This is a genomic window from Streptomyces sp. NPDC021562, from assembly GCF_040640875.1.
In the GTDB taxonomy this organism is placed as follows: domain Bacteria; phylum Actinomycetota; class Actinomycetes; order Streptomycetales; family Streptomycetaceae; genus Streptomyces.
The window spans coordinates 21,549-29,347 of sequence record NZ_JBFACN010000027.1; the positions used below are offsets into that span (position 1 = coordinate 21,549).

Annotated in this window: 10 protein-coding genes and 1 tRNA gene; 6 read left to right on the forward strand and 5 right to left on the reverse strand. The window is 72.3% G+C overall.

Annotation, left to right across the window (positions count from 1 at the left end):
* The first annotated feature begins 17 nt into the window (after nt 1-17).
* The 5 genes from AB0G52_RS32640 (at nt 18) to AB0G52_RS32660 (ending at nt 2,827) form a co-directional block, all read left to right on the forward strand.
* Nucleotides 18-620, forward strand: a complete 603-nt coding sequence (locus AB0G52_RS32640) for a helix-turn-helix domain-containing protein (protein ID WP_361341332.1) — start codon at nt 18-20, stop codon at nt 618-620.
* The gene (locus AB0G52_RS32645) at nt 617-1,147 is read left to right on the forward strand and encodes a GNAT family N-acetyltransferase (protein ID WP_132887307.1); all 531 of its coding nucleotides are present in this window, start codon (nt 617-619) and stop codon (nt 1,145-1,147) included. Before AB0G52_RS32640 ends, AB0G52_RS32645 begins: the two co-directional genes overlap by 4 nt.
* A 30-nt stretch (nt 1,148-1,177) precedes the next feature.
* Nucleotides 1,178-1,537 carry an MmcQ/YjbR family DNA-binding protein gene (locus AB0G52_RS32650; protein WP_132887308.1) on the forward strand — a complete coding sequence of 120 codons (360 nt, stop codon included), beginning with the start codon at nt 1,178-1,180 and terminating at the stop codon, nt 1,535-1,537.
* A 108-nt stretch (nt 1,538-1,645) separates the two neighbouring features.
* Nucleotides 1,646-1,719: transfer RNA gene (locus AB0G52_RS32655), tRNA-Pro, on the forward strand.
* Nucleotides 1,720-1,909: 190 nt separating this feature from the next.
* Nucleotides 1,910-2,827, forward strand: coding sequence for a TIGR01777 family oxidoreductase (locus tag AB0G52_RS32660; RefSeq protein WP_132887309.1), 918 nt, complete (start codon nt 1,910-1,912; stop codon nt 2,825-2,827).
* A gap of 9 nt (nt 2,828-2,836) precedes the next feature.
* Here the strand turns inward: AB0G52_RS32660 and AB0G52_RS32665 are convergent, their stop codons facing one another.
* A complete protein-coding gene (locus tag AB0G52_RS32665; RefSeq protein ID WP_361341337.1) occupies nt 2,837-4,234 on the reverse strand; it encodes a glutamate decarboxylase in 1,398 nt (465 codons plus the stop codon).
* Nucleotides 4,235-4,405: 171 nt separating this feature from the next.
* Nucleotides 4,406-5,047: a DedA family protein gene (locus AB0G52_RS32670; RefSeq protein WP_132887680.1), complete on the reverse strand. Its 642-nt coding sequence runs from the start codon at nt 5,045-5,047 to the stop codon at nt 4,406-4,408.
* A gap of 329 nt (nt 5,048-5,376) precedes the next feature.
* Between AB0G52_RS32670 and AB0G52_RS32675 the strand changes: the two genes are divergently transcribed.
* Nucleotides 5,377-5,691 carry a WhiB family transcriptional regulator gene (locus tag AB0G52_RS32675; protein WP_132887311.1) on the forward strand — a complete coding sequence of 105 codons (315 nt, stop codon included), beginning with the start codon at nt 5,377-5,379 and terminating at the stop codon, nt 5,689-5,691.
* 31 nt (nt 5,692-5,722) lie between these two features.
* Here AB0G52_RS32675 and AB0G52_RS32680 read toward each other — a convergent pair whose 3' ends face one another.
* The 3 genes from AB0G52_RS32680 to AB0G52_RS32690 all read right to left on the reverse strand — a co-directional run bounded on the left by AB0G52_RS32680 (nt 5,723) and on the right by AB0G52_RS32690 (nt 7,798).
* On the reverse strand, nt 5,723-6,223 hold the full coding sequence (locus tag AB0G52_RS32680; RefSeq protein ID WP_361341340.1) for a GNAT family N-acetyltransferase: 501 nt from the start codon (nt 6,221-6,223) through the stop codon (nt 5,723-5,725).
* A 32-nt stretch (nt 6,224-6,255) separates the two neighbouring features.
* A complete protein-coding gene (locus tag AB0G52_RS32685; RefSeq protein WP_132887681.1) occupies nt 6,256-6,750 on the reverse strand; it encodes a MarR family transcriptional regulator in 495 nt (164 codons plus the stop codon).
* A 175-nt stretch (nt 6,751-6,925) separates the two neighbouring features.
* Nucleotides 6,926-7,798, reverse strand: coding sequence for a TauD/TfdA family dioxygenase (locus tag AB0G52_RS32690; protein ID WP_132887313.1), 873 nt, complete (start codon nt 7,796-7,798; stop codon nt 6,926-6,928).
* Nucleotide 7,799 lies beyond the last annotated feature (1 nt).

Genomic DNA, 7,799 nt, shown 5'->3' on the forward strand with positions numbered 1-7,799 from the left:
GGGATAGCGTCCCGAATGTGAAACGCGACGACGATGTGATCGCCCCCGCCCCCGCCCCCGCCGGTACCGGTCTCGATGTGCGTCTCGGGGCTCGCCTCGCCGCCCTGCGTGCCGAACAGGGCTGGTCCCTCGGGGAGCTGGCGGAGCGCAGCGGGTTGAGCAGATCGACCCTCTCCCGGGCCGAACGGGCCGAGACCAGCCCCACCGCGGCCCTTCTCAACCGGCTCTGCGGCGTCTACGGCCGGACCATGTCCCAGCTGCTCAGTGAGGTCGAGGCGGAACCCGCGCCGGTGCTGCGCGCGGCCGAACAGCGGGTGTGGGAGGACCGCGCCTCCGGTTTCGTGCGGCGTTCCGTGTCGCCGCCGCACGACGGGCTGCGCGGCGAACTCGTCGAGGGCCGGCTCGCCACGGGCGCGGACATCTCCTACGACCGCCCGCCGGTCCCCGGCCTGGAACAGCACCTCTGGGTGCTCGACGGGACGCTCGCCGTGACCGCGGAGGGCACCGAGCACCTCCTGGACACCGGCGACTGCCTACGGCTGCGGGTCTGGGGGCCGACGCGGTTCCGGTGCGCCGGGACGGGGGAGACCCGGTACGTCCTGGCGGTGGTGCGGCCATGACCACAGTGCGCCTCGGGGCGGACCAACTGAGGGAGCGCGCGGCCGAGTTGGCGGACCTGCTGGCCGACACGGTGAACGCGGGCGCGTCCGTCGGCTTCCTCGCGCCGTTCGCGCGCGAGCATGCCCTCGACTGGTGGCGGGGGAGGGCGGACGCCGTGGCGGCCGGGCAACTCGCCGTGTGGGCGGCGCTCGACGGCACCGGCCGGGCCGTCGGCACGGTCGGCCTCGCCTTCCCCGAGAAGCCCAACAGCCGGCACCGCGCCGAACTGGTGAAGCTGATGGTCCACCGCCAGGCCCGCGGGCAGGGCCTCGGGCGCGGGCTGCTCGCCGTCGCCGAGGAGGCCGCCGCGGCCCACGGGATCACCCTGCTCCATCTGGACACCGAGACGGACAGTCCCGCCGAACACCTCTACCGGGCGGCGGGCTGGACCCGCGCCGGCGTCATCCCGGACTACGCGCTCGACCCCTACGGGACGCTGCGCCCCACCACCCTCTACTTCAAGCGCCTGGCCGCTCCCGCCCGATGACTGTCAGTGGCGGGGGCTACGGTTCGTCCCATGCCGGAAGCCGAAGACGTACGCCGTGTCGCCCTGTCCCTGCCGGACACCGCGGAGAAGACCGCCTGGAACATGCCCACGTTCCGGGTCGCCGGGAAGATGTTCGCCACCCTCCCGGAGGACGAGACCTCGATCGCGGTGCGCTGCCCCAAGGAGGAGCGCGACGAACTGGTGCTCGCCGAGCCGGACAAGTTCTGGATCGCCGATCACGAGGCGATGTTCGCCTGGGTCCGGGTCCGGCTGGCCGCACTGGAGGACGAGGCCGAGCTGCGCGACATCCTGGCCGACTCCTGGAGGCAGGCGGCCCCGCCGCGACTGCTGGAGGCGTATCCGGAGTTGGGGCTGCCGGACGAGGGCTGACCGTACGTCGCGGCTCCGCGGGCGGAAAAGCCGGGTACGACCACCAAGCCGAGTGCGGTATTGTTTCCTTGCGCGTTTCGACCGGGGAAACCCCAGGTCAAACGGCACCGGGACGTGGCGCAGCTTGGTAGCGCACTTGACTGGGGGTCAAGGGGTCGCAGGTTCAAATCCTGTCGTCCCGACTTGCGAGGAGCAGGTCACAGGGCATGTCGGAGACATCCGGCATGCCCTTTCGGTTGTGCTGCGGCGGTGCTCTGCCGGCACTCTCGTCCCCACCGCACGGGCGGGCGCTTACCTCCCGCCGACAGCCGACCGGCGTAGGCTGACGAGCGAGAGTTTGAACTCTCAAACATTCGCTCATCGGAGAACGTCATGCGCGTCGCGATCACCGGATCCACCGGCCTCATCGGTTCCGCCCTCACCCGCTCCCTCCTCGCCGACGGCCACCACGTGCTGCGTCTCACCCGCGGCCGGACCGCGCCCCGGCCCGCCGACGGCACCCGGAGCGCACTCTGGGAGCCCGGCAGGCGGCTGGACCCGGCCGTCCTGGACGGTGTCGACGCCGTGGTGCACCTGGCCGGCGCGGGCGTCGGCGACCGGCGCTGGACCGCGGCGTACAAGCAGGAGATCCGGCTCAGCCGCCTCGCCGGGACGCGGACCGTCGCCGAGGCGTGCGCCGAGGCCGCCCGGCCGCCCCGGGTGCTGGTCTCGGCCTCGGCCACCGGGTACTACGGAGACACCGGCGACCGGGTCGTCACCGAGTCCGACCCGGCCGGGAGCGACTTCCTGGCGGGGGTCTGCGTGGGCTGGGAGGCCGCCGCCGCGCCCGCCGCGGGAGCCGGCGTCCGGGTCGTCCACCCGCGGACCGGTCTCGTGGTCTCCGCCGACGGCGGCGCCTGGGGCAGGCTGTTCCCGCTCTTCCGGTTCGGACTCGGCGGCCGGCTCGGCTCCGGCGACCAGTTCTGGCCGTTCATCTCGCTGCCCGACCACATCGCGGCGCTGCGGTACGCGATCGACCACGACGACATCAGCGGACCCCTCAACCTCACGGCCCCCGCACCGCTGACCAACCGTGAGATCACCCGGGCGATGGGCCGGATCCTGCACCGGCCCACCCTCGCCGCCGTCCCCGCCTTCGCCCTGAGGGCCGTCCTCGGTGAGTTCTCGGAAGGCATCACCGGCAGCTGCCGCGCGGTCCCGGACGGCCTGCTGAAAGCGGGCTTCACCTTCCGGCACCCCGCCATCGACGACGCGCTGCGCACGGCCCTCCAGCAGGGCCCACGGCGCTGACCTAGGGGATCAGGCCGGGCTGAGGGGCTGGACGAGGGAGGCCGGGGTGTGCCGGGCCGGGTGGAGCTGCCTGGTGACCTCCGTCAGGTCGGCGATGAACATGCCCGCGAGTTCCGCGGTGAACCCGGTCCGTACGACCAGCCGCAGGACGGTGACGTCCTGGCAGGGGGCGGGGAACGCGTAGGCGGGCAGGTGCCAGCCGCGGGCGCGCATGGCGTGGGAGACGTCGAAGACCGTGAAGCCCTCCGTGCCGGGCGCCAACCTGAAGGAGAAGGCGGGGAGTTCGGAACCGTCCGTGATCAACTCGTAGGGAGGCATGGAGCGGATGCGGGTGGCGAGCGCACGGGCCGTCGTACGGCTCTGGGTCGCCAGGTTCCGCAGCCCTTCGAAGCCGTAGCGCAGGAAGCTGTAGTACTGCGCGACGACATGGGCCCCGGGACGGGAGAAGTTGAGGGTGAAACTGGGGGAACGGCCGCCCAGGTAGTCGACCTCGAAGACCAGGTCGTCGGGGAGGGCGTCGGCGTCCCGCCACAGGGCCCAGCCGAGGCCCGGGAACACATGCCCGTACTTGTGCCCCGAGGTGTTGATGGAGGCGACGCGTTCGAGCTGGAAGTCCCACATCAGGCCCGGGTCGAGGAAGGGGGCCACCATCGCACCGGACGCGCCGTCGACGTGCACGGGGATGTCGGTGCCGGTGGCGGCCTGGTAGCCGTCCAGGGCCATGCAGATGTCGGCGACGGGTTCGTAGGAGCCGTCGAAGGTGGACCCGAGGACGGTGACCACGCCGATGGTGTTGTCGTCGCAGTACGCGGTGAGGGTGTCGGGCGTGAGGTGGTAGCGGCCGGGTTCCATCGGGACGTAACGCGGCTCGACCTCGAAGTAGTTGGCGAACTTCTTCCAGCACACCTGGACGTTCGCGCCCATCACCAGGTTCGGGCGCGCGGTGTCCTTGCCCTGGGCGCGACGGCGCGCCTGCCAGCGGCGCTTGAGCGCGAGGCCGCCGAGCATGGCCGCCTCGCTGGAGCCGGTGGTGGAGCAGCCGCGGACCTGCTCCGGACGCGGCGCGTGCCAGAGCCGGGCGAGCATCCGCACGCAGCGCTCCTCCATCGCGGTGATCTGCGGGTACTCGGCGCGGTCCGCGAGGTTCTTCTCCGCGGTCTCCGCCATCAACTGCCGTGCCTGCGGCTCCATCCAGGTCGTCACGAAGGTGGCGAGGTTGAGCCGGGCGTTGCCGTCGAGCATCAGCTCGTCGCGGACCCGCCGCAGGACCAGGTCGGGCGGCGCCGCCGACTCGGGCAGCTCGTCGACGGGCGACAGGAGGTCGGCGGCGGAAGCGGTCAGGGTGTCGAACTCGGTCGCGGGCAGGACGTCGGTATTCGGGAGGACGTCGGTATTCGGGATGGGCATGCGTGCCTCGGTGCTTTCTGGTCCGTGGTGGCCCCCGTGCACTCCGACGCTAGATCGCCACGCGGTCCGACATGTCTGCCGATTACACCGATCCAGCGATCGATTTGCGCACTGATGAACTGAATTTTCCCTCGCGCATACTGGCCTTTGCCGTGGCCGGCCGCCATCGCCTCACCGGGGACCCTGCCCCGACCGGCCACGGCGCGCCCGGCGGGCCTCCACCAGCAGGGGCACCACGGAGAGCACGACGATCACGCCGACCAGCGGCAGCAGCCAGTCGTCGATGTGGGAGACCGAGGAACCCAGGGCGTACCCGGCGAGGACGAAGCTCTGGGACCAGAGCAGGCCACCGACGCTCTGCCAGAGGGTGAACGGCCGCATCGGCACCCCGAGCGCCCCGGCCGCCGGATGCAGCACGGAGCGCAGCATCGGCACGAAACGGCCGATCACCAGCGCCTTGCCGTAGCCGTAGCGGGCCAGCAGCCGTTCCGCACGGGCGGCGCCCTCGCGCACCCGCGTCCGGGAGGTCCGGGCCAGCAGCGGCCGGCCGCCGTGCCGGCCGATCAGATAGCCGACCTGTCCGCCCGCGACCGCGCCCACGGCCGCGCACACCAGCACCTGCCACAGCTCCAGCCGCGGCGGCCGGTCCGCGGTCGCCGCGCACAGCACACCCGCCGGGAACAGCAGCGTGTCGCCCGGCAGGAAGAACCCGACGACCAGCAGCGCCGACTCGGCGAAGATCACCGCCAGCACGCCCAGCGCCCCGAAGGCAGCCAGCAGCGAGGCGCTGTCCGTCGGATTGACGGCAATCACCACGCTCGCCTCCACGCTGTTCGCCGACCGCCTTCCCCCCAAGTGTCCCGTGACGACCTCCGGCACACTCCTTCCCCACCACACTGCGCGCCACCCCGACCGCCCCGGAGCGGGGAGCGCGGGAGCCGAATGAATCGACCACCCTGGGGCACCCGACCGGCGAGGCCGCCGAGTGCGACGTAGCGCCTTGTCGGCTGCTGTCAATGCAGCCGTCACCCGATCGGATTGCTGCCGGACGGAGAATCCTGGGGGCGGGACACGAGGCGTACGGTCGCTGGATCGCCCCGGCCGACGTGGCGGGTGGCATGGGAACGGGAGGGGACGGCACCATGGCGGTCAGTGCTGGCGAGGAGTGGCAGGCGCGGGCGAAGTGCCGTACCGCCGACCCTGAGGAGTTGTTCGTCGAAGGGGCCGCCCAGAACCGGGCGAAGGCCGTCTGCACGGGCTGCCCGGTGCGCACCGAGTGCCTCGCCTACGCCCTCGACCACCGTGTGGAGCATGGCGTGTGGGGCGGGATGACGGAGCGGGAGAGGCGCGGTCTGCTGCGACGCCGACCGACGGTGACCTCGTGGCGGCTCCTTCTCGAGGCCGCGCGCACCGAGCACGAGCGCCCGGCCGACCACCTCCGGAAGCAGGCCTGCTGAACGGAGCCACCCACCCCCACCGCGGCCTCGGTCACACGGCGCGCTCCATGCAGACCAGTCGGTCCCGTGCGTCCCAGGAGCCGGTGACGGTGAAGCCGAGGCGCTCGTACAGGGCGATGGCGGCCGCCCGCCACTGCCAGACCGACAGCCGTACCGTGTCGACACCGGTGTCCGCGGCATGGGCGAGCGCGGCGTCGACCAGGTCGGACGCGATGCCACGGCCCCGGAACGCGGGAGCGGTCCAGAGCCTCTTGATCTCGCACCGCCGGTCGACGGGAGCGGTCACCACCAGGCAGCCGACGGCGGTGCCCCCACTCGACGCCAGCAGCACGACATCGTCGGCGAACGCGGCGCGCGGGTCCAGGATTTCCGCCCGGTAGCGGTCCGGCAACGCGTCGGCATCCGCGACGGCCTCGCCCTTCTCGGCCTGCGTCTGCAGGTGGTAGGCCGCCAGCAGTGCGGCCGGCCCGCCCTCGTCGCCGGGGTCCCGGCCTGCCCAGCGGACGATGGCGACCTCGCGTCGGTTCGTCATGCCGCCAGCATGGCACGCCGTGTCGACGCCCTTCAGGGCAGCCGGGGCAGGATGTCCCGGGCCGAGTGGCTCAGGATGCGCAGGTCCTCCGCGAACCGCTCCCGGTCCTCGGCCGGCAGCGGCTCCAGGAAATACCGGCGGATGTTCTCCACGTGCAGCCGCGCCGCGCGCACGCTGGTCCGCGCCCCCAACTCGGTGAGGGACACCAGCTTTCCGCGCCGGTCGTCGGGATCCTCGACGCGTTCCACCAGCCCGGCCGCCTCCATCCGGTCCACCAACCGGGTCGCGCCGCCCGTCGTCAGCACCTGCTCCTGGGCGATGGCCCGCATGGAGAGCCCGGCGCCCCCGGCCCGGCCCAGGATGAGCAGCACCTCGAAGGTCAGGTGCGTGATACCGCACTGCCGCTCCAGATCCCGGCCCAGGATGTACCCGAGCCGGTTCGCCGCCCCCTGGAGTCTGCCGAAGGCCAGCACCAGGGGGTCGTTCGCGGCCTGCGCCGGCGACGTGATCCCCGACCGCTCGTCCACGTCCCCACCGCCTTTCGGGTCTTCCACGGCGTCCATCCCCTGATCATGCCGTGTCCGCGCGCGCCCTGCCGAACTCGCGTCGAGGTCGAGGACAGCAGCTGGTGCCGGTCGCGCCGGGCGGGCGGGGCGTCGGACGGCGGACCGGGGTCCGGCCCGACGCCCCCCCGCCCGGGCATCAGCCCTTGACGGGACCGCCGTTGATGGCGACGCGCTGGCCGTAGCGGGCGTACGGGTAGTAGTCGTACGTCGCATGGTGCTGGACACAGCGGTTGTCCCAGAAGACCAGGGTGCCCGGGGTCCAGCGGACGCGGCAGTGCAGCACCGGCCTGCGGGCGACGATGTCGAACAGCACGTCCAGCAGGGCCCGGCTCTCGTCGGCGGAGAGCTGCGGGATCCGGCTGGTGTAGGCCTTGTTGACGTACAGGAGTCTGCGGTCGGTCTCGGGATGCCGGGCGATGAGCGGGTGCTCGCTCTTGGGGATGACGTAGTCCGCGGGCGGTGTGTACCCGGCCAGCGCCTGCGCCCCGTCGTGGATCGCGGTCAGCGGGTCCAGCAGGCCGCGCATGGCCGGTGACAGCATCTCGTAGGCGAGGTGCATGTTGGCGAAGAGGGTGTCCCCGCCGCACCCCGGCTCCGGTGTCTCGGTGATGTAGAGCATCGACCCGAGCGACGGTTCGGCGTCGGCGGTGCCGTCCGCGTGCCAGCCGTTGCCCGCCACGTCCGCCGCGGCCGAGGTGGTGCGGATCTCCAGGATGTACGGATCGCCCTCGGGCGGCGGCGGGTTGACGGGGCGCAGCTCGCCGAAGGCGGCGGCGAAGCGCTTGTGCTGCTCCGCGGTGATCGTCTGGTCGCGGAAGACGAGGACGTGGTGATCGAGGAAGGCGGTCCGGATCTCCTCCAGTTGCTCCGCCGGGATCTCCCGTGACAGGTCGACGCCCGAGACCTCGGCCCCCAGTACGGGGGTGATCCGCTCGACGGTCAGCGTGCGGTAGGGGTGCACGGGACGCGTGGTCACCGCTTCCAGGGCTTCGCGTTCGTATGACTCCAAG